Genomic DNA, 26696 nt, shown 5'->3' with positions numbered 1-26696 from the left:
AAAAATAACATTATTTTTTGGATTATCAAACCTTATTATCACTTCGATGAAACACTATTTTTATCGACAAAAAGCTGAAATAGTTTGTGGAAACGATATATATTCATTAATATTGTAATTGGAATATTTAACCTATACAAGTGGAGCAACCTCAATTAAAATGCGCGGTAGTAGATGATTCCCGCCTCCAAAGACTAGCTATTGTAAAGCTCATAGACGAGCATTCGTCACTAGAATTAGTGGCTGAGTGGAATAATGCTATCGAGACAAAAAATGGTTTACTTGATACCCAAGTAGATTTATTATTCTTGGATATTGAAATGCCTATTCTAACAGGTTTTGATCTCTTGGATGATCTAGAAAACAAGCCTCATATTATTTTTGTTACAGGAAAAACCAAATATGCTTTTAAAGCTTTTGATTATGATGCAGTAGATTATTTAAGAAAACCACTAAAGAAAGATCGTTTTAATGCTGCTGTAGAAAAAGCATTAAGTATGTCTCGTATTGGTGGAGAAAATGCTCCTGTTGATGACGATGATTACATTTTTGTAAAAAGTAATCTTAAAAAACGAAAGATTTTTCTTAATCAGTTAAAATACGTAGAAGCTCTTGGCGATTATGTAAAACTTATTATGGAAGAAGGAGATCCTATCGTAGTATTGGCGACTATGAAATCATTTGAAGCTCAGCTACCAAGTGATCGCTTTTTGAGAATTCACAAATCTTATATCGTAAATCTAGACAAAGTAGAACGCTACAATAGTCGTAATATAGAAATTGCTGACGAAAAAATACCACTTAGTAGACATAAAAAACATTCACTTATAGAAGCTTTGAATAATTAATAATTATCTACATTGATTATTATTCGTACTCCTGAAAACTCTTTTATACTCTTAAAAGATGTTTGAATCTTTTTTATGACCTCTTTTGTTTTATGCAAAGACTGTCCTTGTGGTATTTTTATCACTATATTTTTATGGTATTGATTTCTTATTCTTGAAATAGGTGGAAACTCAGGTCCTAAAACGTTTTCTTTGAATACATTTCTAAGAGAAGTCCCCAACCAATTCATAGCATCATTTACTTTGTTATAATCTTTATGTTTACCTGTTATTTTTATTAATTTATAAAATGGGGGATACTTATATTGATGCCTCTCTTCTATCTGGTCTTTATACATACTCGCATAATCATGAATAGATACTTGTTGAAGAATCTGGTGATATGGATTATATGTTTGTATCAATACTTTCCCTCTTTTTTGGGTTCTTCCTGCCCTTCCTGCTACTTGTTGCATTAGTTGAAAACTACGCTCATGCGCTCTAAAATCAGGGAAGTTTAATAAATTATCTGCATTCATTATCCCCACCAAACTTACATTCCTAAAATCTAATCCTTTTGACAACATCTGTGTACCTACCATAATATCTACTTCTCCACTTTCAAAACGATTAATTATTTTTTCATATCCATGTTTTCCTCTGGTAGTATCCTGATCCATTCGCTCTACAATATGATCTGGAAATAAATCATGTAATTCTTTCTCTATCTGTTCTGTACCAAAACCTTTGGTAGTTAAATCAACGCTATCACAAACTACACATTTTTGAGGCATTGCTATGTTATACCCACAATAATGACATCGCAACTGACTTCTATAGCTATGATATGTAAGACTTACATCACAATTTGGACATTGAGGAGAGTGACCACACGTATTACACTCTATAACAGGAGAATACCCTCTTCTATTCTGAAAAAGTATAATTTGCTCCCCTTCTTTTAATGCATCGTGCATACTTGTTAATAATGTATCACTAAAATGTCCTGTCATTTGTTTTTTGCGATACTTTGTTTTTATATCTACCAGATTAATATCTGGCATCAGCACACCACCATACCTTCTTGTCAACTCTACAAGCCCATACTTTCCTTGTTGCGTATTATAATATGTTTCTAATGCAGGTGTCGCAGAGCCTAGTACTATTTTAGCATTAAACATTTTAGTCAAAACAATTGCTGTATCGCGAGCGTGATACCTAGGAGCAGGATCATATTGCTTAAATGTATTTTCATGTTCTTCATCAACAATAACTAACCCTAAATTGGCAAAAGGCAAAAAAATTGCGGATCTAGCGCCAATGACAACCTGTGCTTTATTTTTTTTATGCTTTACATTATTCCATGCTTCTACCCTTTCATTTACAGAATATTTAGAATGATATACTGTCAGTTTTTCTCCAAAATATTCTTGTAAACGGGTTATAAGTTGAGTAGTCAATGCTATTTCTGGCAATAAATATAATACCTGTTTTCCTTCTTGAATAACTTGTTCTATCAATTTTACATATACCTCTGTCTTACCAGAGGAAGTAACCCCATGAAACAGACATACATCTTTGGTTTTAAAAACATTTTTTATTTCTTCATATGCTTTTTCCTGATATTCATTAAGCTGCTTTGATTTTCCTGACACCTCTCCTGTATATTGAACACGATCTGTCTGTAAATGATATTCTTCTAATACATTTTTATTTATCAAAGTTTTTATAACTGAAGAAGAACTATTAGAAGATTGTATGAGTTCACTAACCTTAATATCCTTTGTAGTTTGTGCTTGCAATGTAAACAAGTGCAGTAACACTTCTCTTTGTTTTGGAGCACGAGTCATTGTATCTAATAATGTACGGAGTGCTTGCTCATCTTTGTACGTTTTATGTAATCGTATATAGCGTACTATCTTTGGTTTATACTGCTCATAAATTTCTTCTTGAACTGTGATTACTCCTTTTTCTAATAACCGTTTTATAACTGGAAGCACATTTTTTTTACTCACAATACTCATTACTTCTTGTATTCTAAGTAAACTTTGGTATTGTAATGCTTCAAACACCAAGAATTCATCATCTTTGAGAAGTGATTCATCTAACTCGGTTTTTTCATTTCTTAAGATAATAGTCTCACTTTCTAATAAAAATGCCCCAGGAAGTGCTGCTCTCATTACCTCTCCTTTTGTACACATATAATAACTAGAAATCCATGTCCATAATTCTAATTGATTTTGAGTAACAATTGGGGATTCATCTAAAATATGCTCTATCTCTTTAGCCTCGTAAACCTGTGGTGGGTTCTGATGTATTTGTGTTACTAATGCTGCATATACTTTACTTTTTCCAAACTGAACAGCGACACGCATACCTGGTTTTAAAAAAGCTGCCTCATTCTCATTAATACTATAAGTAAACTCTTTATCAAGAGGAATAGGAAGAATTACATTTATAAAATATGACATTATTTAGTATTACAACAATCCAGAATAAGCTCTGTACAAACAACAAAAATACAAGAATATCTACTGAACTTACTTAAACTTTTTGTTTTCAATATAAATTTTATAATTTCTCTCCTCACTTGCCTTTATTTACACACTTATTATTTATCACAATTAGACTTTATTCTTAATAAAAGTACTAAATCTCTCTCCTTTTTTATAGCTTCTTATCACATCTTAAGTATTATAAAAACATTAACATCTACGTTATAATTTTTTTCTTTAAAAGTAGTTTTCCTCTCAAATTTAACTTAAAAAACATGAAATTCTTAAAACTCAACTTCTTTTTCATAGCTTTTGTAGGCTGTATATTTCTTATTTCTTGCTCTAGTGATAATGATGTCATAGATAAGCAAGAGCAGTCTGAACCAAATTCTAGCCTACATAAAAATCAAGGGGATTATTCTGGTAATTGTGATATTCTAAGCATATATGATAGATTTAATCAATATAAGGTTGGAGATAAAGTAAAGTATCGACGAGATAGCGCCCAACCATACAAAGTGTATCAAAAAACAACTCTAAGTTGGAATGATCTTGGTAAATGTTCTCAAACTCCTTCTAACCCTGATGTCAATTTCTCTATCTCTATTGCTACCAAAGGTAATAGTTGGGTTGTTGAAAACCCTTCTGATACACAACAAATAATTGGTTATAATGGAATTAACAATTGGAACAAGGAAAACATAACTATACGAACTTATTTTTACATTAAGAAACCAGGTACGTACCAATTAGGAATCAACGCAAGAGTTCGATCTGGAACTTCTCAAATAAGAGCTTCTTATAACAATCAATCAAAAAATATCACTTTGACCAATACAGGTTTCCAAAATATTTATGTTGGAAAACTACAAGCATCTACAAAGGGGTATTATTATCTAGATCTAAAAGGGGTTTCTAAAACATCATCAGTTTTTGCAGATGTAAAAACAGTTTTATTAGGGGGTGATGCAACATTACAAACTGTTAAATATATCAAAGATGAGCTTCATTTTGGAAGAAGAGGTCCCTCTGTACATCTTGGATATGTAATTCCAACATCTAATAACATCGAAGCTTTTTATAATGAAGTTGAAGTAGAACCTGGTCAAGATGCTCTTGGCTCCTTTTTTATGACCAATGGTTTTCAACATGGATATTTTGGCATACAGGTAAATTCAAATATAGAAAGGCGAATTTTATTTTCTGTATGGAGTCCTTATTCTACAGACAACCCAGGAAGTATTCCTGAAGAATACAAAATAAAATTATTAAAAAAGGGTACGGGAGTGAACACACAACAATTTGGTGGTGAAGGCTCTGGAGGACAAAGTTATAAGGTATACAATTGGAAAACTGGGGTACGCTATAAGTTTTTATTGCTAGGTAAACCTGCTGGAAATAATCATACAGATTTTACTGCTTATTTTATGGACCCTACGATTGGCACATGGGATCTAATTGCTAGTTTTAGAAGGCCAAAAACCAATACATATATAAAACGTCAATATTCGTTTCTAGAAAACTTTAATACCAATACTGGAAACATAGAAAGAAGTGCTAATTTTTACAATCAATGGGTATATGACACCAATAACACTTGGCATGAAGTAACCAAGGCAAAGTTTACATATGATGCTACAGCAGATAATGAATTCCGTTTTGATTACTCTGGTGGGGTCAACGGGTCTTATTTTTCTTTGAAAAATTGCGGTTTTTTCAATGGTACGCTAAGTAAGAATACATTATTAGAAAGAAATAGCACTAGTAATACTATGCCTCAAATAGATTTCTCTACACTAGAATAAATCTTTGTAAATTGTAAAAAACATAAAAGAGACTGAATTCATTAAACAAATTAGTTTAGAATTCAGTCTCTTTTTTTAGGGGTAATTATTACTTTTAAATTCTTTGTTATTTACTTACTATGTCCAAGCATTCCTCCTTTGATTAGTTTACATGCTGGCTCGTTTCCTAACCAAATTTTAAACAAGGCATACTTAAAATCTCTACCAGTAATAAAACCAAGTTCTTCTCCGTTTTTATAGGTTTTAACACCTTTACCTTTGATGTACACTAAGTCATAATAATCATTTATCTGCATAGGAGATGAGAATAATTTTAAAAACTCTTCTATTCTAGCATCTAAACTTTGTGTATTACCAAACATTGCATCATCAAAGCCTTTTTTAAAGACTTTAACCATTCTTTTATTGGTTACTTTTTTTGAAACAATATTTAATCGAATAGACATACTTTCATCAGAATCCAATACTGTGCCTGGATCATTGTACTTTTTCTTTGTATATAGCCCTCCTGAATATGTATCAAATCCTAGAACACTTCGCATCCCCGCACCGTTTAATGAGAGCTCTTCTCCTTCATATGTAACTTTATATGGTAATACAATATCTCCAACTCTTATTTGTGCCATAGAAAGGGTAGTTATTGTAAGCACAATTGTTAAAGTAATTATTTTTTTCATTGTATAGGTTTTTTAATTTCTCAAGGGGTTAGTCCAAAATCTTTAAAAACCTAACCAAAAAAAATGTTAAATTTTAAATTTGATAAGAAAAATAATTAATAAATACCTAAAACTATATCTTAACCCATTGTTGGGTTCTATATAAAAATGAGATGTATCCTCTTACATTTAATATGCTCGGGTTATCTTCATCTACCCAAATTTTACAACGATATATCTTACCATTTTCAGGATCCAGAATTGTTCCATCTTCATATTCATTTCCATTTTTTTTCAAATCTTTAATTATAAGCATTCCTTCTATCGGTTTATTATAATTTGCCCCATTACACGCAGTACATAAATTATTTCTTTCTTCTTCATTCAATATCTTTTTAATTTTCCCAAATAACTTATTCCCTTTATTATATATTTCTACAATAGACCTTGGTTTCTCTGTAGTGTCATCAATTGTTTTCCACATCCCTACAATTTGTTTCTGTGCTGTTATTGTTCCAGAAACAAACAAAATAGAAACAAAAATTACTTTACAAAAATTCATTCTTTATGATAATTTATTTTTATTATGTTTCCAAGATAAAACAAAAAACGACCTGTATTCAAACAGGTCGTTTTTTTGTTATTACTGTGACAATAGATTTACTGTATCCCTAGCATTCCTTTTTTAATGCCTTCGCTTGCGGGTTTATCTCCTAGCCAAATTTTAAATAATGCGTATTTAAAATCACGACCTTCAATTACTCCTAGCTCTTTCCCATTTTTGAAAGCAACTACTCCTTTGTCTTTTACATAAACTATATCAAAAATGTCATTTTTAACAATTGGCTCTGAAAAAAACTTAATAAACTTTGTTATTCTTTCGTCTAACGCATCGGTATTACCATAAGTAGATTTAGTAAAACCGTCTTTTACAGCTTTTATCATTTTCTTTTGTGTAACAAAACCAGATACAATATTTAGCTTAATTGCCATAGTTTCGTCTACTTCAAGAATTTCCTTTGGATCTTTTCTTCTTTTTGACATGTATAGCCCTCCAGCATACATATCAATCCAAAGCACTTGTCTCATTCCTGCACCATTGAGTTTTAATTCTGTTCCTTCAAAATTTTCTTCATAAGGAAGAATAGCATTTCCTACTCTAATTTGCGCTGTAAGCGAGGACAATGAAATTAGTGCTATTACTATTAAAATATTATTTCTCATTATATAATAAATATGTTTTGGGGTAATTAATTTATAATCTCCAAAAAATTTAAAAAGTGCATCTATTTAAACAGGGGATATATGCACAACATATTGAGAACGTGTTTACTTATTCTTTTGACAAAAGTATAAATTATTAATTACCTAGCATTTCTTTTTTCAAACCTTTATCTGCTGGTTTACTTCCTATCCAAATATTAAAAAGAGCTTCTTTAAAGTCTAATCCAGTTACATATCCTTTTTCTACTCCATCCTTATAGATTATACTTCCTTTTCCTTTTTCGTATACTATATCATAAATTTGGTCAACCTCGATTTCATTATTAATGAATCCAATAAATTTTTCTATTCTTTTATTATAAGGTTTTAGATTTCCATTTGTAGATTTTTTAAACCCTTCTCTCAATGCTGAAGCCATCTTATCTCTAGACATCATTCCTGATAAGATATGTAACTTGATAGCCATTGTTTCATCTGCCTTTGCTATTGTACTTGCACTGGTGTTCTTTTTCTTTAGATATAATGCTCCAGCATAAATATCAAAAAAGAATTTTTCTCTAATTCCTGCTCCATTAATTATTAATTTTTCTTCATTAAACTTTACGGTATTCGGCAATGTAGCATCTCCTACCTTTGTCTGAGCATTAACAGAAATAAAAGTTACAAAAACAATAAATAAAATACTTAATTTTTTCATTTTATACAATTTGGATATTAAGTTAATAAAAATTTTTTCTAAGCTGGTTTAATGAGGCGTTTAATTCAAAACCTAATAATACCAAATTTGCATTAAGCCATATATACAGCATTAGAATCAACATGGCTCCTATAGACCCATATAATTTGTTATAATTTGAGAAGTTATCTATATAAACCCCAAATAAATAAGTAGTTACAACAATCAAAAGAGTTGTCATAAATGCTCCTGGAGAAAAGAATTTATTTTGTCTTCCTTCTGAGGTACCAAAATAAAATAATGTTGCGATAGTTACAAAAATCATAAAAACGAATAGTGCGTATTTTCCTATAGTAAGCCAAAAAACGGTATCATCTACGACTCCCATTCTATTTAAATTATCTACTAGATAAGAAAAATACAGTGTTCCTATAACTGTAATTAACAATAACGATGCCACAATAATAGACACCCCTAATGCTACAAGATACTGTCTAACAAAATTTCTATTAAGTGTTACATGATAAGAATATTCAAAACCAGAAAAAACAGCATTGACCCCATTAGTCATAAAAAGTATTGACAATACAAATACTGTAGATAATAGTCCTCCTCTAGGGTTTGATGCTATATCCTTAAATATTTCAGAAAAAAATTCAGAAGATTGCTTAGGTAACGCTCCATTAACAAATTCAAAAAAATTCTCTTCAAATTGATCTATTGGTACATATGGTATCAAATTCAAAAGAAATAATAAAAAAGGAAATAGAGACAAAAAGAAACTCCATGATATTGCACTTGCTCTTGCTGAAAAAGTACCTTTAACAATCCCTATAGCATAAATTTCTATCAAATCATATATTGACAATCCTACAAAACCAGGAAGAATAATTTTCTTCCCTACTTTGACCAAAACATTGATCACAGGTATTTTATTAAGTTTATCTTCTATAGGTTTTGACATATATTACACCGCTTTCAAGCTCAAATCAAGATTATATACAGAGTGAGTAAGTGCACCACTACTTATAAAATCTACTCCACATTCTGCATATTTACGAACGGTTTTCTCGTTAATTCCTCCACTAGATTCTGTAAGGCAAGTATCCCCTATCATAGCTACTGCTTTTTGAGTATCCTCATAATCAAAATTATCTATTAATATTCTGTAGACTCCCGATGTCTGTAAAATTTCTTTAATCTCATCGAGGTTACGAGCTTCTACAATAATCTTAAGATCTAGAGTATGATCAATAAGATATTGCTTTGTCTTTTCTATTGCTTTGGTAATCCCTCCTGCAAAATCAATATGATTATCCTTAAGCATAATCATATCATACAATGCAAATCTATGGTTTTCTCCTCCCCCTATTTTTACTGCCCATTTTTCTAATGCTCGTATACCTGGAGTAGTTTTACGAGTATCAAGAATTTTGGTTCCTGTACCTTCTAATAGTTTTACAAATTGATGTGTCTTTGTAGCTATTGCACTCATTCGTTGCATTGCATTAAGCACTAGCCGTTCTGCTTTGAGAATAGATTGTGAGCTTCCAGAAACATAAAATGCTACATCACCATATTTAACAGGGGTACCATCTGTTATTTTTACATCTACAGTAATAGCAGGATCAACATACTCAAATACCTTTATCGCAAAATCTACCCCTGCAAGAATACCTTCATCTTTAACCAATAGTTTTGCTTTTCCCATTTCTATTTCTGGAATACAAGCTAATGAACTATGATCTCCATCTCCTACATCTTCTCGTATTGCATTACTTATTATTAAATCAATTTCTTTATTGAATTGGATTTCACTAATCATATTGAATGGTTATTTTTGCTAATGTAAAAAAAGAAGTCGGAAGTACGAAGTAAGAAATACAACGTATTTCTATTACTTTTCAAAAAAAACTTTAAATTCTCTTTCTTTTTTGAGTAAAACATATCAATACTTTATATCAATGAATATTAAACTACTTGCAATAGGCAAAACAGATAACCAAGAATTGAAAGACCTTATAAATAGCTATATCAAGAGATTACAATTCTACATTAAGTTTAATTTTGAAATTATTCCTGATATTAAAAACACTAAAAACCTCAGTGAATCACAACAGAAAGAAAAAGAGGGTAAACTAATTCTTAATTATGTTGAAAATTCTGATGTATTAATCCTTTTGGATGAAAATGGTAAACAATACGACTCTGTAGCATTTTCTCAACTATTACAAAAGCACATGAATAGCGGAATCAAACAGCTTATTTTTGTTATAGGAGGCCCGTATGGTTTTAGTCCTGAGGTATACAATAGAGCAAATGGTAAATTATCTTTGTCTAAGATGACATTTTCTCATCAAATGATACGTCTGTTTTTTATAGAACAATTATATCGTGGGTTTACCATTCTAAAAAATGAACCTTATCATCATCGATAAGATTCATTTTTATTTAATTTTTACTTGATCTTGATGTTATTAATTTTAGTTCAGCACTTATTAATTTAAACTTTTTAATAATTTTATCTGATGCTAGTTCTTTATCTACATTAATCCTTAATCGATTTTCTTTGAGTTGTACTGTATATAATTCTTCTCCATCTATTCCTTTTTTCCAAGAATATTCATCCACATTGATCATCATATTTTCTTCCCCTAATTGATCTATTAAATAGATCTTCACATTGTCTTTCTTCTTTTTCACAAATTTTATTTTAATTTTAAAATTTTTATCTGTGTCAATAACTGCAAAAGATCTGTAATAATTATCTTCTTCTTCTACCTCTTGAGTGGATTTTTCTGTTGAAATTATTGTATTTGTTTGTGCATTTGAGGTAAGGACTCCTATAATAAAGCTTACCAAAATAGTAATTAATGTCTTCATCTGTTTGTTTTTATTTTTGAATGATATTGATATTATTGTTCTACTCTAAATGTTAATCCTACACCTCTTACACTTTCTATTGTAATATTATCATCTTGTTTGAAATACTTACGCAATCGACTTATAAACACATCCATACTTCTGCCTGAAAAAAAGTCATCATTTCCCCAAACATCTTTAAGTAATTTTTCTCTTCTGATCATTACATTCTTATTAGCCCATAGATAATGTATCAAAATAGTTTCTTTTTTCGTCAATCGTTGTGATTCATTATCCAGTTTTAATTGATGATCATTAATAATAAACTCATAATTTCCTATTGATATACTCTCTTCTTTTGAAAGTGTTGTTTTCTTTGATCTTTTTAGAATATTTTGGAGCTTTAGTACTAATATATCTGCTTCAAAAGGTTTTACTATATAATCATCTGCTCCCAACTTAAGCCCTCTTATTTTATCATCTTTCATTTTCTTAGCAGTAAGAAATATAAATGGAACTTCAGGGTCTATATCTACTACTTTCTCTGCTAATGCAAAACCATCCATTTTAGGCATCATTACATCAAATACACAGATATCAATTTCCTTTTTAGAAAATTCTTGCAAGGCTTCTACACCATCCTTTGCCCAAGTAACTGTATAGCTATGTAGCTCTAAGTATTGTTTTAAAATACTTCCAAAATCAAAATCATCTTCTGCTAGTAATATGTGTTTCATTTGTTTTTATAATCTTTTTTCTAAAGGCTAATTGTATTTACCAATCATTAATTAATCGGTATAGTAATACTGAATGATACTCCTTTATCAGAATTATTCTTTATTTCAATTCTCCCTGAATGTGCTTTGATAATTTGATTTGTATAGAACAGCCCTAGCCCTAATCCTTTTACATTATGCACGTTGCCTGTAGTTACTCTATAAAATTTCTCAAAAACTTTAAAATGCTCTTTTTCAGAAATACCTATGCCATTATCTCTTATTGTAACTATATAGTTATTATTTTTTAACTCTGTTTGAATACTAATTTTTACTTTTTCTGTACCATATTTTACGGCATTCTCCATTATATTAAACAAAGCTGTAGCAAATAAAAATTTATCAATATTTATATATATGGGATCATATTCTATTTTTTCATATACTTCTACATCTTTATATTGTACAGATAATTTAAAGTCTTCTACCACTTCTTTAAAATATTCAGTATCCAAAACTCTTTCTTTATGCAGTTCTATGTCTTTTGATCCTAAGGTATTATTCATTACCTGATCTATTAATTTTTGCAACCTATTATTTTGTCTATCTAATATATCTAATGCGTTAGAAAATATATTGGGTGAGTTTTGAATTTCTTTATTTCTTAAACTCTTTGAGGCAATACTTAAGGTGGCCAATGGCGTTTTCAATTCATGAGTAATATTATTAATAAAATCATTACGCACATCTGCCATTTTCTTTTGTTGAATGGCTGTTTTTATCGAATAAAAAAGCAATGCTACTACAAACAATAATAATATAACAGAAAACAAAAATAAGCTCGCCATTTGCCCAAAAATAAATCTCTTCCATTTTACAATACTGATTACATCTTCTGTTTTAATTTCAACATTAAGCGCTGTTTTGAATACCTCCCCTTGATTATCCTCTTCAAAATCATGTTCTGTAAGCCATCTTGCTTTGCTTATAACGTTCCCTTCATCATCAGGAAAATCTTCTCCAAATAAAAAATAGGCATCACCAGTTTCAGTAAAAAAAACGGTATCTAACTTATCTTTATCATTTATAATAATGCTTTTTATTATTTTTTTATACTTTAATTCATACCCTAAATTAGCTTTCTCTATTTCTTTGGCATAATACTCCTTGAAGGCAGTATTCAGAGAATCTGTAAAAGGTTTAAAGTCTATAAACATTTCTGTTTTATTGAGCTTCTGTTTTCTATATTCAGATATTTTTTTTGTTAACTCACCATGCCATAATTCTGCAAGAGAATCCATTTCTTTTATATTATCTAATCCTGAAATTGATTTCTTTGTTTCTTTTAAAAAGACATCTTTTTTAAGTTGGTAAGTATTATAAATCAAATATCCCTGAATACCTGATAATGCCAATAATGTTAAGATAGATGTTATGATTAATATTCTAATTTTTGGTTTCATCATAGAGAGTTACATAAATTACATTCTCCTTCTTTATTATTACTATTCACTTATTTGATTGATACTATATCAAAAGTAAGACAAACATAATTTGCTTTTATATAATTAAAAGCCATTAACCCTCTATTAACGTTAACAAATCTAATTATGCCCAAAAAATAAGAGACGGAAGTATCAATGTTAATAGATTAAAAATTGGGATTAATTATTACATTTACGGGCAAATTAATAGATCATTTCTATGCTACCCTATTTGAAACTAATAAAAATCAACAATCTACTTATCATCGTTCTTGCTCAATTATGTATAAAATATGGGCTTTTTGAGCCATTTAATATTGCTATTACTTTAAATGGCTTTGGTATTTCACTATTATTAATCGCCACAGCCTCTATAGGAGCGGCTGGTAATATTATTATAGAAATCTATAATCAAGAAAATTCTGAGTCCGAAAATTTATTGTATGGAACCATCTCAGAGAAATCAGCTAACAGATTATTTATCATTTTTAATGTTATAGGTGTTCTTATTGGGTTCTATTTAGCAAACCTTATACAGAAACCTGGTTTTGCAGCTTTGTTTATTTTAATCTCAGGAGTTTTCTATATTTATGCATCCTACCTCAAAGAACTAATTGTTATTAAAAATATTATTCCTGCATTGCTCATAGCTCTAAGCTTGATTGTTGTTGGAATTTTTGACCTTCTTCCTGCAATTACAGAAAAAAATAAAGAGTCTCAATCTGTTATTTTTGCTATTATTATGGATTATTCAATTTTTGCATTCATGATAGTAATACTTAGAGAAATTCTAAAAGATTGCATTAATATAGATCGAGATCACAATATTGGTATTAGAACCATCCCCATAGTTTTGGGCAAAAACAGGACTACCAAAATAATTGGGTTATTAACACTATTACCGATTATTTCAGTAGTTTATTATATTTACACCTATCTTTTTTCAAACAGCAAGGCTGTTTTATTTGTCTTGATTTTTATCATAGCTCCCTTATTATATTTTATGATCAGTAGTTTTAGTACAAGTACAACCAAACATCTTATTCGATTACGTTTGGTTTCTAAACTAATCCTAGTAATAGCATCATTTTCTTTATTTCTTTATCAATTCGTTTTAATCTAAAAAACTATGTTAAAAGACTTATTAAAAGAAAAAAACATAATTCTTGCCTCTGGATCACCAAGAAGACAACAGTTTTTTAAAGATCTTGGGTTAGAGTTTACCATTCAACCTAAAGAAGTTGAAGAAGTTTATCCTGATCATCTCAAAGCAGAAGAAATTTCAGATTATCTGGCTGTGCTAAAAGCAGATGCCTTCACCAATATAAAGCCAAAAGATATTTTGATTACCAGTGATACAATCGTATGGCATAATGATAAAGCACTAGGAAAACCAAAAAACTTGGCAGAAGCATCAAAAATGATTCATTCATTATCTGCAGATACGCATGAAGTAATCACTTCTGTGTGTTTCAAAACATCCAAACAAGTTATCGTAGTACATCACACCACAAAAGTTGAATTCAAACAACTTTCTGTAGAAGAAGTAGAATACTATGTAAACACATACAAACCTCTAGATAAAGCTGGTGCTTATGGAATACAAGAATGGATCGGTCATATTGCCATAACTTCTATAGAAGGAAGCTATTTTAATGTAATGGGCCTACCAACTCATCTTGTTTACAAAACGTTAATAGAACTTGCTAAAATGTAGCTTTATTGTACTTTGTAACGCAAAAATGCATTATGAAAAAATCAATCCTTCTATTTGTCATATTGGGCATATTAGTCTTTATTGCTTGTAGTAACAGCACTGCAAACAAACCAATCACTACTAAAAACCAATCAAATACCAGTGTAAAAAAACCAAAAAAAATTCCTTCTGAAGATTTTAAAAAATATTGGTACGCTGGTGAAGCAGAAATTACATCATACGAATTAGAACAAGCAAGGTATGGTGAAATAAGAAAAGGAACTTCTGTATTGATCTATGTTACTGAAGATTTTTTACCAAAAGAACAAGTAAAGGCTGATGGTCAAAATTCTAAAAATATACCTGTATTAAAACTGAACGCTACCAAAAGGTTTAATACAGGAATATATCCATATTCAATCATGCAAAGTACTTTTTATCCTGTTGCTGATAATCGACATGCTATCAAAGTATCTAATTCTATGCAAGAATGGTGTGGACATGTGTATGCACAACTAAATAACAGAAAAGAATTTGAAATTTTATCACACTCTTACTTTCAAAATGAAGCAGATCAGCAATTCAAATTAGAAAAAAATACTTTAGAAAATGAAATTTGGACAAAGATAAGAATCAATCCTAAAGATTTACCACAAGGAGAGATTCAAGTCATCCCATCTTTTGAGTTTTGTAGATTGAAACATAAAGAAATTAAGGCATACCAGGCCAGAGCTTCTCTCCAAAAAGGAGACACTACCAATATATACACTCTAGAATATCCCGAATTAGAAAGAAGTATTAGTATCTCTTTTACCAATACCTTTCCTTATGAAATAGAAGGTTGGACAGAAACTTTTATTAGTGGTTTTGGACCAAATGCAAAACAGCTTACTACAAAAGCAACTAGAATGAATAAAATCAAATCTGCATATTGGGGTAAAAACAGCAATAGTGATGAAGTTTTACGTACTAAACTAAAACTTAAATAATAATAATAATAATTCTATTTAAATAAAAAATGACAAAATTATCTGAATCCGAAATAAAAAAAAGACTAAATGATATTGATGGTTGGGAATATCGTGACAATGCCATACATACTACTTTTGAGTTTAATGATTTTAAAGATGCTTTTTCTGTAATGACCAGAATTGCTTTTGAAGCAGAAGCATTACAGCATCATCCTGATTGGACAAACGTATACAGCAAATTACATATCAGCCTTTCTACTCACGATGCTAACGGAATTACAGAAAAGGACTTTACACTTGCCAAAATAATCGATACAATTATTGAAGGTGAATAGATATATACTTTCTTTAAATAAATTATATTAAAATGACAAGCAATAAACATTTGTCAAAAACTTGGTTTCTACTTATGTTTGTATTCAGATTTTTAAAATTAGCATAATGGGAAGAGCTTTTGAATTCAGAAAAGCACGTAAAATGAAACGCTGGTCAGCAATGGCAAAGGCGTTTACTCGTATTGGCAAAGATATTGTAATGGCTGTGAAAGAAGGTGGGCCTGATCCCGATTCTAATTCTCGCTTAAGGGCTGTTATTCAGAATGCAAAATCTGTAAACATGCCAAAAGACAATATAGAAAGAGCTATCAAAAGAGCCTCTGATAAAAATCAAGGTGATTACAAAGAAGTTCTCTTTGAAGGATATGCTCCCCATGGTATTGCAATTTTGGTAGAAACAGCAACAGATAATAATAATAGAACTGTAGCCAATATCAGATCTTATTTTAACAAATGTGATGGTAATTTAGGTACATCGGGATCTGTAGAGTTTATGTTTGATCATACTTGCAACTTTAGAATAAACGGAGAAGGATTAGACCCTGAAGAACTTGAACTTGAATTTATTGATTTTGGTGCAGAAGAAGTATTTCAAGATGATGACGGAATATTGATTTACGCTCCTTTTGAAAGTTTTGGAGCAATTCAAAAAGAATTAGAAGGTCGTGAAATCGAAATTCTATCTTCTGGCTTTGAAAGAATCCCGCAAGTAACTAAGGAAATTACTTCTGATCAAGCTGCTGATGTAGAAAAATTATTAGAAAAAATTGAAGAGGATGACGATGTTCAAAATGTGTATCATACCATGAAAGAATCATCTTCTGAAGGGTAAAAGTATATCCCTTTTTATCGTATATTTTTAAAGAGTTTAGCAATGCTAAGCTCTTTTTTTATACATAAACCTCACTAGTCTTTTATATCTATTTAAATAGATATAAAAGACTATTTTCCTTAAACATGTTATTAAAATCATAAGACTTAGACTAAGCTAGTATATATCAACAGAAGTAAGTATCTTCAATAATAAAACAACCTCTTTTTAATTACAGAAAAACATTTAAAATCAGGTTGCTAAGCAATACTTAACAAAAACACAAGAAATCAAAAACATAAATCAATAGACTTATGAAACATTTTTCTCATCTTATTATAGGAACAGGGCAAGCTACAGGAACTTTATTAGGTAAATTAATCCCAAGAAATGAAACAATCGGAGTGATTGAAGCAGATAAAGTTGGTGGCAGCTGCGTTAATTATGGCTGTACTCCTACCAAAACTCTAGTAGCCTCTGCAAAAGCTTTTCATCAGGCTAAAAGAGGCGATTTCTACGGCTTTCACACAGAAAACTTAACTCTTGATTATAGTAAGGTAAGAGATCGCATGGACAGCATAAGAAATGGTAGTAGTAATGGCTTAACATCTTGGATGAATAATACCAAGAATGTAGAACTTATTCTCGGTAAAGCAAGATTTGTAGGATCTAAAAAAGTTGAAGTAAATGATGCGGTTTATACAGCTGATAATATATACATTAATGTAGGAACCAGACCTTCTGCTCCGCCAATTCCAGGCTTAAACACTGTAAATTGGCTTGATAGTGCAAGACTACTAGATCTAAAAAATATCCCAAAACATTTAATAGTTATTGGAGGAGGTTACATTGGTGTTGAGTTTGCTCAAGTGTTTAGGAGATTTGGCGCTCAAGTAAGCATTATACAGAGAAATAGCCAATTAATGCCAAGAGAAGATCAAGACGTTGCAGATACAATAAAAGAAATTATAGAAAGTGAAGGAATTAATATCTATTGCAGTGCTAATACAATAAATATTACACAAAAACCCAATCACAAAGAAGTTAACATTGAAATAAATGGAGAATCTAAAATTTTATCTGGAGATCAGGTTCTGGTTGCTGCAGGAAGAACCCCAAACAGTGATACACTGGATCTAGAAAATACAGGAATAAAAACTAATAACCGTGGATTTATTGAGGTAGATAAATATTGTGAAACAAACGTTGAAGGTGTATTTGCTGTAGGAGATGTAAATGGTCATGGTGGATTTACCCATACTGCAGTAAACGATGCCGAAATTGTTTTAGATAAGCTTTTTGGAGGGGATCGTACATTGTATGACAGAAACATGATTTATGGATTGTTTACTGATCCTCCTCTTGGTAGAGTAGGTACGACAGAAAAAGAAGCTATCAAAAGCGGAAAAACCGTGCTAAAAGCGATTAAACCGATGAATAAAATAAGTAGAGCCAAAGAAATGGGAGAAACTAACGGTTTTGTTAAGATATTAGTAGATGCAGAAACCGATCTCATTTTGGGGGTTTCAATTTTAGGAGTTGGTGGCGATGAAATCATTAATATGTTTGCCACTATAATGCATTCAAAGATAACCTATAAGCAATATCGCAAAATAGTATTAGTGCACCCTACTGTTTCTGAATTAATGCCTTGGACCTTGGACGGACTACAAGAAATCAAATAAATTCAAAGGTATATAATAACTAGGTAACAATATGTTGTGCTAGATAGATAGTAAAAAAGCTTAGCTTATAGTTAAGCTTTTTTTGTTATGTTTTGCTCACAAAACCGACTACCATTCAAATACAAAGCTATGGTAAGACTAATTTTTCTCCTTTTGTTTTCGTTTTCGGGAGCTATATATGCTCAAAACATGGATAATAATAAATTACAGGAAATTATTAATCAAAATGCAGATACTATAAGTGGAGTTACTGGCTACTGGAAATTTATCTATCAAAAAACACCTATGATATGTATTACAGATACAACCAATAATAGAATGAGAATCATTACTCCCATAACTTCATCTGATACTCTTGATAAAGAACTCTTATTGGATGCTATGACAGCTAATTTTCATTCAGCTTTGGATGTAAAGTATGCAATATCTAATGAAATTCTATGGTCTGTATACGTACACCCTCTAAAAGAGCTTACAAATGAACAGGTTGTAAGTGCTTTATCTCAATTATATTATGCTACAAAAAATTTTGGTACTACTTTTTCTAGTACTGAATTTATTTTTGGCGGAAAAAATACCCAAAAACAATCTACAGAAAAAAAACAAAAAGAGAAAATACTTAAATTTTAATCAAACGTCAAAACTATACTCAGGTATTTTACCTTTAACCCCTTTAAAAAAACTATACATATACTCAAAATCCTTTTCTACATCATGAGTTGGATAAAAAGGTTTAGAAATCAAATTTTGCTTTTTTCCAAAATCAAAAGTTACCATAATAATAGGAACTTGGGCTGCTTTTGCTATATGATAAAAACCAGTTTTCCATTCTGTTACTTTTTTTCTTGTACCTTCTGGGGCAATGGTCAAACGCAATTCTTCTTTTTTTAGAAAAAGACTTGCTATAGCTTCTACTTTATTTTGTCCAGGAGTCCTATCTAAAGAAATACCCCCAACTCGTCTAAGGTACCATCCTAAAGGCCATTTAAAAAGCTCTTTCTTACCTAGAAAACTTATTTTTACTCCAGCCAATTGCCTTATCAGCAAACCAATGTAGAAATCATGCCAGCTTGTATGTGGCACAGCTATCACTACACATTTCTTTACCGTTTCTGCACTAAAATCTCCTATAATCTTCCATCTCAAAATTTTGTGGTATATAAAGGATGAGAACTGTTTCATTTTTTGAATTTGGATCACCAATATCTTATATGAGTATAAATTTATACTCATATAAGATATTGATTATTTATAAAGATACTGGAAATTAATTATAAAGAACGATAAATTTCTTTAAGCTTATTGGCGTCTATTTTTGACTTCCAATCATTACCTAAAGCATTTTCCCATAAAGGTTCTAAGCTCAAAGCTACTTTTGTCATTACATTTAATTGTTCTTCTGTAGCATTGGTACATATACCTTCTGGAATAGTAATACCATGATATTCTTTCATTTCTTTGAATAAAGCAACACCTTCTGGGTAGTACTCTTCTAGTTTATCAAAAACGATACAGTTACCGATCCCGTGTTTGGTTCCCAACACATATGCTAACCCATAACTCATTGCATGAGCAACTCCTACTTGAGAATAGGCAATACTCATTCCTCCATGCCATGAAGCCATCATTAGTTTAGCATCAGCTTCTTCTCTGCTTAAATTATTTTTAAGAAAAATTTCTTTACATAAATCAAAAGCTTTCTCTCCATAACTTTGGCTAAATGCATTTAAATAAGTACCGTTTAGTGATTCAACACAATGAATATAACAATCCATACCAGTGTAAAACCATTGATCTTTTGGAACATCTTTTAGCAGTTCAGGGTCCAATATAACCTGATCAAAAGGAGTAAAATCAGAGTTAATTCCTAGTTTACGCTCTGGACCAGTAAGAACTGTTGTACGAGAAACCTCTGCTCCTGTACCAGAAATAGTAGGAATACCTACATGATAAACGGCTTTATTCTTAACCAAATCCCAACCTTGGTAGTCTGAAGCACTACCAGCATTTGTTAACAAGATTGATACTGCCTTTGATAAATCCAAAATAGATCCACCACCAATTCCTATAATTCCACTTGGTGTATATTGATTGTCTTCTCTAATTTTAGAAACAATAGCATCCACCTGACTTGTTTTAGGTTCTTCTTTTGTAGATATATAGATAATCTCGTCGGTATAAGCCAATGGTATTCTATCTTCTATAAAAGATTTATTATTCTCAAAAACATCGTCAATCAAATAAACAAATGGCGCTATTCCGTTTCGTTCTTTTGATATAATCTCGCTAGTTTGACTAAAAGCCCCTTCTCCGTATACCACTTTTGGTACCATCGGAAAATTTTTATGTGTGGTAACAGGCATATCAGAAATAATTGTAGATTCTGAGTTCAATAGGTTTTTTTTATTAATTATTTTTTTTGCTCTTTCTAAATCTTCTGGGGTATCAATTTCCACACCTTCATGGTGTGTTTCAACCATTTTAATATTCTTACCATATTCTAAGTATCTAATACACTCTATTTTTTCTGATGCTTCTAAAGAGCGCATTGGTAATCGGTAAAAATCTAAAATAGCTTGTTTTCTAAATGCATAAACTCCTTTATGCTTATAATATACGTGGTTTATTTCTTTATCTCTAGGAAAAGGAATCGGAGCCCTAGAATAATATAATGCGTAGCCATTTTCATCAACAATAACTTTTACACTATTAGGATTCATTATATCGTCCCAATCATCCATTGGTGTCATAAGACTCGCTAAATCTATCCGTTCAGAATCTTTTTCATAAAATACATTGAGCACTTTTTCTAGACTTTCCTTTTCTGTAAAAGGTTCATCGCCCTGTACATTGACAACAATATCAACATCCATTTCTTCTACAGCTTCAGCAATACGATCACTACCACAACTATGTTCTTTTTTACTCATAATAGCTACACCTCCATGAGAAGTAATTTCTTTATAGATAATATCGCTATCTGTAACTACATAAACTGAATCAAAAAGTCCTGAATCTAGGGTAGCTTCATATGTTCTTCTTATAACAGTTTTCCCTCCGAGATCCTGCATTAATTTTCCTGGAAATCGAGTCGCAGCATACCTAGCAGGTATCATTGCGATAGTTTTTAAAGTAGTATTGTTCAAAATTTTGTTGCTTTTCTAGACTTGCAAAAATAACTTTTTTTAATTAATTCCCAGATCAGGTTACTTATTTAGTTTCATTATAATTTATTAAAAAAATCTTAAAATTTAATATTTACATCTTTATAAAATCTTAATTTTCTTCAAAAAAATCATCTTTAAACCCAATTAAGTATAATTCTTTTCTTGCACGAGTAACGGCTGTATATAACCACCTCAAATAATCCTTATTGATTCCATCAGGAAGATAAGGTTGTTCTATAAAAACTTTATCCCACTGTCCTCCTTGAGATTTATGGCACGTAATTGCATAAGAAAACTTAACTTGTAAACTATTAAAGAATTTATTCTTTTTCACTCCCAAAAACCGTTTATATTTTGATTTTTCGTTTTCAAAATCTTTTAATACTTCTTGATACAATTTATTAGATTCTTCATAAGATAAAGATGGTGTTTCTGATGTTAATGTATCAAGTAATAAAACTGTTTCAAAAGGTTTTTGATTTGGATAATCAACCATATTGACATTTACTACAGCAAATCGAAATCCATATAACTCTTTTATTGAGAAAATTTCTAATACTTTAATTATATCACCATTAGCAATAAAACCTGCTTCACTTTTGGTATCTAGCCAAAAATAATTATTCTTTACCACCATTAAATAATCTCCAGGAGAAAGTTCTTCTTCTTGAAAAAGTATTCTTGAACGGATTTGTTGATTATATATATTTGCTCTTTTATTGGATCGAAGTATGATTACAGATTCTTCATGCCCTGAGCTAGAATAAGCATCATTTAGAGCCTCCATAATCTCATGGCCATCAAAAAATCGTATTACATCGGGGTATCCAGCAATTTTAAACTGAAAAGAACCATAAAATCCTTCCGCTATTATTTCTCGTAATCGGGTTGCATTCATCAAAATACCACTCCCCTCTGCTTGTCTTACAACTTCATCAAGTTCTATCTGAGTGACTTCTTTATTAAACCCCATAGATAAATTATCCATATCCAATGCTGGGCTTACTTCTAACCTCACTGGAGGTAACTGTGCTGTGTCACCAATAAAAAGAGCTTTACAATTATGGCCAGAATATACATACATCATCAAATCATCGAGTAATGATCCATTCTCAAAAAGCTTACTATCGCTTGGTGTATCAGGTATCATAGAAGCTTCATCAACTATAAAAATAGTGTTGCGACTCTTATTTTGTTTCAATTGAAAAGCCATTCCTCCACTTTTATCTTTCTTAGGATAATAAATATTTCGATGAATGGTTTGAGCTTGTCTTCCTGAATAATTACTAATCACCTTAGCTGCACGCCCTGTTGGAGCTAAAAGCACTACATTTAACTTTATTTTCCATAGATTTTTAACTAAAGAACCAATTAATGTGGTTTTTCCTGTACCAGCATACCCTTTTAATAAAAAAAGTAAGTCTTTTGATCCTGATAACACAAAATCTGATAGTTTTTGTAGAACAATATCTTGTTTTAAAGTAGGTTCAAAAGGGAAATCTTCTTTTAATAACCTATAAAATTCTTTTTCCCTCATTAAATATTTTATCTATATAATTCATTATATTCATTAATAAATCAAAGATAAGGATGATTTTTTGGCAATAAACTTTTACGATTAAAAAAAAATTGTAGATTTGCGTATACACTAATGTTTAAAGCTAAATTATAAAATGAAAATTGTAATTCAATTAGTTCTTTGGGTAATTATAGGGTTTTTGGGATACTTAGTATACAATTCTATTAATGGTCCTGTCGAATTCAATAAAATTAAGCAAGCCAGATATGCAAAAGCCGTTGAAAATTTAAGAGATATTCGTACAGCTCAGATAGCGCATAGAACTGTAACTGGAAAATTTGAAGAAAATCCAGTTAAGTTAGTTGCATTTATAGATACTGCTAAATTCACTTTGACTCAAAGAAGGGATTCCAGTTTTATCAGATTTAATAAAGTATTAAAAATTGACGAACCAAGAGATACTGTAATTGTAGATACCCTTGGTTATGCATCTGTTAAAGATTCATTGTTTAAAACAGGGAATCATAAGAATATGATTAAAATACCTATTGAAGGAATAGATGCTAATTTTGAACTAAAAGCGGGCTACATTAACAAAAACGACCTTAGAGTTGCTGTTTTTGAAGCAAAAGTAGCTAAAGATGTACTACTACATGATCTAGATAAAGATTTGTTAGCTCAAGAAAAAGAAGTACAATCAGTAGATGGAGTTAATGGACCATACTTATCTGTAGGATCAATGACAGAAGTAATGACATCTGGTAACTGGCCAAGAACTTATGGTACAAACGATCAATAATACTATTGATAATACATCAAAAACATTGTCCATTCAGGTAAGCCTGAATGGACTTTCTTTTTGCACAGTAGATGCCAACAAAAAGATAACGGCTTTAGAAAGCGAAAATTTTGGCATACAAATCACACCCAATCAATTATTAGACAAGATCAAACATATATTTGATCATAATCAAAATGTAAAAGAATCATTTAGTACTATTGAAGTAATTTATCAAAATGACTTATATACTATAGTTCCAAAACCATTATTCAATAAAGAATTATTAAGTGATTATTTAAAATTTAACACAAAAGTTCTAGAGCATGATTTTATAGCTTATGATGAACTAGATCCTCATAATATTGTTACTGTATATATACCATATACAAATATTAATAATTTCTTTTTTGAAAATTTTGGGTCATTTACCTATAAACATTCTAGCACTATATTAATTAACTCACTACTCACACAAGAAAAAAATAGTGGAGAAATTACTGTTTTTGCTAATATGAGTACTGCTTCTTTTGATATCATTGTTATTAATAAAGGAAATTTAATTTTAAGTAACACTTTTAGACATCAAACTAAGGAAGATTTCTTATATTATTTAATGTATACTGCTGAACAATTACAACTAAACCCAGAAGAGTTCAGGTTAGTTTTTCTTGGTAATATCACAAAAAACAGTGAATACTACAACATCGCATACACCTATATCCGTAATGTGAGTTTTGGTAACCATCAAATAACACCACATTTTTCATCCCATATACCTCCTCTTGAGGCTCATCAACATTTTGTTTTACTTAGTCATTTTTAATTTATGCGTATTATTTCAGGAAAACACAAAGGAAAAAGACTTACGGCACCAAAGAAATTACCTGTTCGCCCTACTACAGATATGGCCAAAGAAGGGTTATTTAATATTCTAGGGAATTATTATAACTTCTCTACTATTTCAGTAGTAGATCTTTTTGCTGGTACTGGAAACATAAGCTATGAATTTATATCAAGAGGCACCGAAAACATAACAGCTGTAGATTCACATTATGCATGTGTAGGGTATATAAAAAGTACTACAAAAGAACTAGGCTCTCCTATAGAAACAATAAAAAGTGATGTATATAACTACCTTGAAAAGGTAAAACATAAAGCTGATATCATATTTGCTGACCCTCCTTATGATTTTACCATTGAACAATTTACAAAAATAGCCACTCTAGTATTTGAGAATGAATTACTTAATGATGATGGTATGTTAATCATAGAACATTCTAAATACACCTCTCTTGAAGAAGCACCTTATTTTGATAATTCTAGAAAATACGGAGGTTCTGTTTTTAGTTTTTTTAAAAAATAAGTCTTTTAAATCAAGAAGCTTTCATCACAGAAGTTCGAATAGAAAACTCATCAATAGTAGACAGGTTACTCAAAGAATTAATCTGATGTGATGCATTACTAATAATTTCTTCATAATAAGCTAATACATGTATATCAAACCCAGGCGTATCTTCTGCTGTCATTTTAAAAATATCCATCTGATATATAAAGTTATTTAGGATATGATGACTAGAAGATAACATTGCTTTGTATATATCTTTTTTTACATTCTCCATCTGTGCTTTTTTAAGATGCTGTCTAATATCTCCAAGAATAAATATAAAAAATATTATAAGGGGAATTATCATCTCATCAAACTGAAATTTATCTAAACTTTTTAATACAATAATAAAATTTTCGAATAGCTCTAATTCTAAAACAATAGACACTACATATATCAAGAGAGATATCATCAATCCAATATATGTTAACTTGTAATTATTCATTGGTCTTAAGTGATGTGGGGTTAGAATAAATATGATTTACGAAATATTAATTTTTGATGGTATACTAAAAATTATGAAACCGCAAATACATCATTAATTACTATTTTTAAATATATGGAAAAAAAATAAAAAAATGTAATTTACTAGTATTTTATAACAAACATATAACTATCGATTTAACAATCATTTAGAATTATTCATTACAAATACTTACCCCAAACAGTAAATTAAGGTACAGGTTTTCCTTCTGAGGCTTCCCAAATCATAAACCACTCTTCATCGGTTATAGTAATTTTCAAAGCATCTACAGCCAATCGTATGCGGTCTATTTTGGTAGAACCAACTATAGGAATGATACCTGATGGATGTTTTATTATCCAAGAGATCAATATTTGGCCTAGTGTTGCATTATATTTCTCACTTAATTCTCTCAACACTTTATTTACCCTAGTTCCTCTATCATCTAGATGATTAGAAAACAACTTCCCTCCTGCCATGACAGAGTATGCCATCGGTTTAATTTTTTTAAGCATACATTGATCCAAAACTCCATCAACAAAAGGACTTAAACACAGCGGGGACACCTCTACCTGATTAGTTATCAAATCTATAAAAGAATCCAACATCTCAAATTGAGTTGTAGTAAAATTAGAAACACCAAAAGATAAAACCTTCCCACTGTCTTTGAGTTTAGTAAAAGCTTCTGCAATTTCTTGTGGGTTCATCAATGGACTCGGCCTATGAATCAAAAGTAAGTCTATATACTCTGTTTTTAAGTTTTGTAGTGATTGTTCTACAGAAGATAGTATATATTCCTTACTTGTATCATAAGATATAATTTTATTAGTAGGCCTGTTTGGAGTTACTAATTTAATTCCGCATTTGGTTACTAGCTTTATTTTATCTCTAAGAGATGTTTTTTTTTGAATAGCATTCCCAAATAATGACTCTGTAGTATAATGTCCGTAAATATCTGCATGATCAAATGTAGAAACACCTATATCAAGACAACCGTCAATCAATCTACAAACTTGATTTACAGTTAAATTAACACCCCAATCTCCCCAATTCATACAACCTGCAATTATTGGAGAAAACACTGAACCTTTAGCCTTCATTTTTCTTTTTTGAAAATTAAAACAGAGAATCAAAAAGGA

28 protein-coding genes are annotated in these 26696 nt (G+C 30.4%); 13 read left to right on the top strand and 15 right to left on the bottom strand.

Annotation, left to right across the window (positions count from 1 at the left end; genetic code table 11):
* Positions 1–140 precede the first annotated feature (140 nt).
* Positions 141–848: a LytR/AlgR family response regulator transcription factor gene (locus tag DG508_RS06045; protein WP_103866351.1), complete on the top strand. Its 708-nt coding sequence runs from the start codon at positions 141–143 to the stop codon at positions 846–848.
* On the opposite strand, the gene priA is transcribed toward DG508_RS06045, so the two are convergent.
* Positions 845–3298 (bottom strand): replication restart helicase PriA, encoded by a 2454-nt coding sequence (gene priA / locus DG508_RS06040; protein WP_108867270.1) that lies wholly within the window; start codon positions 3296–3298, stop codon positions 845–847. The two genes, DG508_RS06045 and priA, sit on opposite strands and share 4 nt — an antisense overlap.
* Before the next feature lie 299 nt (positions 3299–3597).
* Here priA and DG508_RS06035 point away from each other — a divergent pair, with 299 nt between their 5' ends.
* Positions 3598–5127 carry a DUF3472 domain-containing protein gene (locus DG508_RS06035; protein WP_108867269.1) on the top strand — a complete coding sequence of 510 codons (1530 nt, stop codon included), beginning with the start codon at positions 3598–3600 and terminating at the stop codon, positions 5125–5127.
* A gap of 110 nt (positions 5128–5237) precedes the next feature.
* On the opposite strand, the gene DG508_RS06030 is transcribed toward DG508_RS06035, so the two are convergent.
* The 6 genes from DG508_RS06030 to nadC form a co-directional block, all read right to left on the bottom strand.
* Positions 5238–5804, bottom strand: coding sequence for a chalcone isomerase family protein (locus DG508_RS06030; protein ID WP_108867268.1), 567 nt, complete (start codon positions 5802–5804; stop codon positions 5238–5240).
* A 112-nt stretch (positions 5805–5916) separates the two neighbouring features.
* Complete coding sequence (locus DG508_RS06025; protein WP_108867267.1) at positions 5917–6345, bottom strand: DUF2147 domain-containing protein; 429 nt, start codon at positions 6343–6345, stop codon at positions 5917–5919.
* A gap of 98 nt (positions 6346–6443) precedes the next feature.
* Entirely contained in the window at positions 6444–7007 is a 564-nt protein-coding gene (locus tag DG508_RS06020; RefSeq protein WP_108867266.1) for a chalcone isomerase family protein, read from the bottom strand.
* 136 nt (positions 7008–7143) lie between these two features.
* The gene (locus DG508_RS06015) at positions 7144–7704 is read right to left on the bottom strand and encodes a chalcone isomerase family protein (protein ID WP_108867265.1); all 561 of its coding nucleotides are present in this window, start codon (positions 7702–7704) and stop codon (positions 7144–7146) included.
* A gap of 22 nt (positions 7705–7726) precedes the next feature.
* On the bottom strand, positions 7727–8647 hold the full coding sequence (locus DG508_RS06010) for a YihY/virulence factor BrkB family protein (protein ID WP_108867264.1): 921 nt from the start codon (positions 8645–8647) through the stop codon (positions 7727–7729).
* Between the two features lie 3 nt (positions 8648–8650).
* Positions 8651–9508, bottom strand: coding sequence for a carboxylating nicotinate-nucleotide diphosphorylase (gene nadC / locus DG508_RS06005; protein WP_108867263.1), 858 nt, complete (start codon positions 9506–9508; stop codon positions 8651–8653).
* Positions 9509–9647: 139 nt separating this feature from the next.
* Here nadC and rlmH point away from each other — a divergent pair, with 139 nt between their 5' ends.
* Positions 9648–10121, top strand: coding sequence for a 23S rRNA (pseudouridine(1915)-N(3))-methyltransferase RlmH (rlmH, locus tag DG508_RS06000; RefSeq protein ID WP_108867262.1), 474 nt, complete (start codon positions 9648–9650; stop codon positions 10119–10121).
* Positions 10122–10134: 13 nt separating this feature from the next.
* On the opposite strand, the gene DG508_RS05995 is transcribed toward rlmH, so the two are convergent.
* The 3 genes from DG508_RS05995 to DG508_RS05985 are packed head-to-tail and all read right to left on the bottom strand — an operon-like array spanning position 10135 to position 12727.
* Positions 10135–10566: a hypothetical protein gene (locus DG508_RS05995; RefSeq protein ID WP_108867261.1), complete on the bottom strand. Its 432-nt coding sequence runs from the start codon at positions 10564–10566 to the stop codon at positions 10135–10137.
* Between the two features lie 32 nt (positions 10567–10598).
* Complete coding sequence (locus DG508_RS05990; RefSeq protein ID WP_108867260.1) at positions 10599–11282, bottom strand: response regulator transcription factor; 684 nt, start codon at positions 11280–11282, stop codon at positions 10599–10601.
* A 47-nt stretch (positions 11283–11329) separates the two neighbouring features.
* Positions 11330–12727, bottom strand: coding sequence for a sensor histidine kinase (locus tag DG508_RS05985; RefSeq protein ID WP_234418185.1), 1398 nt, complete (start codon positions 12725–12727; stop codon positions 11330–11332).
* A gap of 250 nt (positions 12728–12977) precedes the next feature.
* Between DG508_RS05985 and DG508_RS05980 the strand changes: the two genes are divergently transcribed.
* The 7 genes from DG508_RS05980 (at position 12978) to DG508_RS05950 (ending at position 18873) form a co-directional block, all read left to right on the top strand.
* Positions 12978–13868: a geranylgeranylglycerol-phosphate geranylgeranyltransferase gene (locus DG508_RS05980; protein WP_159090707.1), complete on the top strand. Its 891-nt coding sequence runs from the start codon at positions 12978–12980 to the stop codon at positions 13866–13868.
* A 6-nt stretch (positions 13869–13874) separates the two neighbouring features.
* Complete coding sequence (locus DG508_RS05975) at positions 13875–14462, top strand: Maf-like protein (RefSeq protein WP_108867257.1); 588 nt, start codon at positions 13875–13877, stop codon at positions 14460–14462.
* A gap of 32 nt (positions 14463–14494) precedes the next feature.
* Entirely contained in the window at positions 14495–15430 is a 936-nt protein-coding gene (locus DG508_RS05970) for a septum formation inhibitor Maf (protein WP_108867256.1), read from the top strand.
* Between the two features lie 29 nt (positions 15431–15459).
* Positions 15460–15747 (top strand): 4a-hydroxytetrahydrobiopterin dehydratase, encoded by a 288-nt coding sequence (locus tag DG508_RS05965; protein WP_108867255.1) that lies wholly within the window; start codon positions 15460–15462, stop codon positions 15745–15747.
* A 106-nt stretch (positions 15748–15853) separates the two neighbouring features.
* A complete protein-coding gene (locus DG508_RS05960) occupies positions 15854–16579 on the top strand; it encodes a YebC/PmpR family DNA-binding transcriptional regulator (RefSeq protein ID WP_108867254.1) in 726 nt (241 codons plus the stop codon).
* A gap of 293 nt (positions 16580–16872) precedes the next feature.
* Positions 16873–18243 carry a mercuric reductase gene (locus DG508_RS05955; protein ID WP_108867253.1) on the top strand — a complete coding sequence of 457 codons (1371 nt, stop codon included), beginning with the start codon at positions 16873–16875 and terminating at the stop codon, positions 18241–18243.
* A 129-nt stretch (positions 18244–18372) separates the two neighbouring features.
* A complete protein-coding gene (locus DG508_RS05950) occupies positions 18373–18873 on the top strand; it encodes a hypothetical protein (RefSeq protein WP_234418184.1) in 501 nt (166 codons plus the stop codon).
* Here DG508_RS05950 and DG508_RS05945 read toward each other — a convergent pair whose 3' ends face one another.
* From DG508_RS05945 to DG508_RS05935, 3 genes are all read right to left on the bottom strand, one after another.
* Positions 18874–19425, bottom strand: a complete 552-nt coding sequence (locus tag DG508_RS05945) for a 1-acyl-sn-glycerol-3-phosphate acyltransferase (RefSeq protein ID WP_108867370.1) — start codon at positions 19423–19425, stop codon at positions 18874–18876.
* A gap of 89 nt (positions 19426–19514) precedes the next feature.
* Positions 19515–21359, bottom strand: a complete 1845-nt coding sequence (kdsB, locus tag DG508_RS21360) for a 3-deoxy-manno-octulosonate cytidylyltransferase (RefSeq protein ID WP_108867369.1) — start codon at positions 21357–21359, stop codon at positions 19515–19517.
* Between the two features lie 160 nt (positions 21360–21519).
* Positions 21520–22947 (bottom strand): ATP-dependent DNA helicase, encoded by a 1428-nt coding sequence (locus DG508_RS05935; protein ID WP_108867251.1) that lies wholly within the window; start codon positions 22945–22947, stop codon positions 21520–21522.
* A gap of 136 nt (positions 22948–23083) precedes the next feature.
* Between DG508_RS05935 and DG508_RS05930 the strand changes: the two genes are divergently transcribed.
* Genes DG508_RS05930 through DG508_RS05920 form a run of 3 tightly spaced genes read left to right on the top strand, consistent with a single transcriptional unit; the run spans position 23084 to position 25073 of the window.
* Positions 23084–23728: a hypothetical protein gene (locus tag DG508_RS05930; RefSeq protein ID WP_108867250.1), complete on the top strand. Its 645-nt coding sequence runs from the start codon at positions 23084–23086 to the stop codon at positions 23726–23728.
* Positions 23709–24533, top strand: coding sequence for a DUF3822 family protein (locus DG508_RS05925; protein ID WP_108867249.1), 825 nt, complete (start codon positions 23709–23711; stop codon positions 24531–24533). Before DG508_RS05930 ends, DG508_RS05925 begins: the two co-directional genes overlap by 20 nt.
* 3 nt (positions 24534–24536) lie before the next feature.
* On the top strand, positions 24537–25073 hold the full coding sequence (locus DG508_RS05920) for an RsmD family RNA methyltransferase (protein WP_199912762.1): 537 nt from the start codon (positions 24537–24539) through the stop codon (positions 25071–25073).
* A gap of 10 nt (positions 25074–25083) precedes the next feature.
* On the opposite strand, the gene DG508_RS05915 is transcribed toward DG508_RS05920, so the two are convergent.
* Together DG508_RS05915 and DG508_RS05910 are read right to left on the bottom strand one after the other, a co-directional pair.
* Positions 25084–25539: a hypothetical protein gene (locus DG508_RS05915; protein WP_108867248.1), complete on the bottom strand. Its 456-nt coding sequence runs from the start codon at positions 25537–25539 to the stop codon at positions 25084–25086.
* 227 nt (positions 25540–25766) lie between these two features.
* The gene (locus DG508_RS05910) at positions 25767–26657 is read right to left on the bottom strand and encodes an aldo/keto reductase (RefSeq protein ID WP_108867247.1); all 891 of its coding nucleotides are present in this window, start codon (positions 26655–26657) and stop codon (positions 25767–25769) included.
* Positions 26658–26696 lie beyond the last annotated feature (39 nt).

Origin of the sequence: Aquimarina aquimarini (assembly GCF_900299535.1) — a bacterium.
GTDB lineage: Bacteria > Bacteroidota > Bacteroidia > Flavobacteriales > Flavobacteriaceae > Aquimarina > Aquimarina aquimarini.
Note: the sequence above shows the minus strand (reverse complement) of the source record. Positions and strands in the feature narration are given on the sequence as shown.